Origin of the sequence: Streptomyces griseoloalbus, from assembly GCA_014650015.1 — a bacterium.
Lineage (GTDB): Bacteria > Actinomycetota > Actinomycetes > Streptomycetales > Streptomycetaceae > Streptomyces > Streptomyces griseoloalbus.
Genome location: BMUD01000077.1, coordinates 1 through 1,216 on the forward strand (window position 1 = coordinate 1; position 1,216 = coordinate 1,216).

The 1,216-nt window shown below is 67.2% G+C and carries 1 protein-coding gene; it reads right to left on the reverse strand.

Going from position 1 to position 1,216, the window contains the following annotated elements; genetic code table 11:
* Positions 1-5: 5 nt before the first annotated feature.
* Entirely contained in the window at positions 6-1,055 is a 1,050-nt protein-coding gene (locus tag IE178_RS35020; RefSeq protein ID WP_184766758.1) for a hypothetical protein, read from the reverse strand.
* Positions 1,056-1,216: the final 161 nt, after the last annotated feature.

Genomic DNA, 1,216 nt, shown 5'->3' on the forward strand with positions numbered 1-1,216 from the left:
CGGTTTCAGCGGTGGGTGACCGTGTACTGGATGGCGTTTCGGGGGTTGTGCCAGAACATTTGGTCGATCTGCTGTTCGGTGAGTCCGATGGAGGCCATGTTCTGGCGCTGGCGGTCGGGGCCGCTCTGGCCGGCGGCGACTTTGCCGTCGTCGCGGCGCCACAGCAGTGAGCCGTCGTCCACGAGGGGTTCGCGGGCCATGGTGGGGATCTCGGTGTGGTCGGTCAGCACGATCATCTTGTCGCTGCCGAGGTAGTCGAGGGTCTTGCGGACGATGTCGAGGTCGACGTGGTAGCCGTCGAAGTTGATGCAGGGGAAGAGTTTGCCGTCCTGCGCCGCGTGGATCATCTGGGCCGGTACCGGGCCGAGCAGGCCGGCCAGGCCTTCACGGGTCCAGGGACGGTCCAGCAGGGCGGGCAGCTGTGCCGCGCGCAGGGCGCGTTCCTCGGCACTGCGGTAGGCATGCCGGAAGTTGCGCGGCATGTCGTTGTAGAGGTGATCGGTCAGGATCAGGTACGGCGACGACTCGTAACGGGCGTGCAGGAAGTCGATGACGGCGCGCATACGGCGGGCGCTGCGCTCGGGAGCGTCGCGGTGGAAGTGCCCCAGCGCCACCCGGCAGCCGTGGTCGTAGAAACCGGCCAGCAGATCACCGAAGGTGAACCCGGACGCGATCTCCTCGTCCAGTTCCATCGCATCGGGAGCCATCACGATGTAGCGCAGCCCGTGCGCGCCCAGCGCCGCCAGCCGCTGCCACTCCTGCACCGTCGGCGTCCACACACCGGCCCGGGGAATGCCTCCCTCGGGACCCAGCATCGGCCCCTCCACCGCGAAGCCGCGTATCCGGGTGCCGGGCACCTGCGCCCGGTAAGCACCGTAGGCCTGCACCAGTTCCTCGAACGAGCCCAGCGCCGGCCGGCGCAGATACACCGTGGGCACGATCTCCAGCCCGCGTTCCTCCGACAGCTTCTCCAGCATCGGAAGATCGGCCGCGCTCATATCGGAGAAGTCGACCTCACCCAGACCGTGGAAGTGGTAGAGGAAAGACTGCGACATGTGAGAGGCCTCCCATGACCGTGACGATGCGTTCACAAGGACGGCTCACGAAAGCCCCCCGAGCGCGATCACAGTAACAAACACCCTCCCGCCACCCCAGACCACACCACCACACCCCAACCACCCGCCCCACCCGCACAGTTACCCGACCAGCCCACCCC

Excerpts from the sequence above, each read along its gene's own strand:
- IE178_RS35020 (WP_184766758.1), bottom strand. The coding sequence starts at position 1,055 with ATGTCGCAGTCTTTCCTCTACCACTTCCACGGTCTGGGTGAGGTCGAC.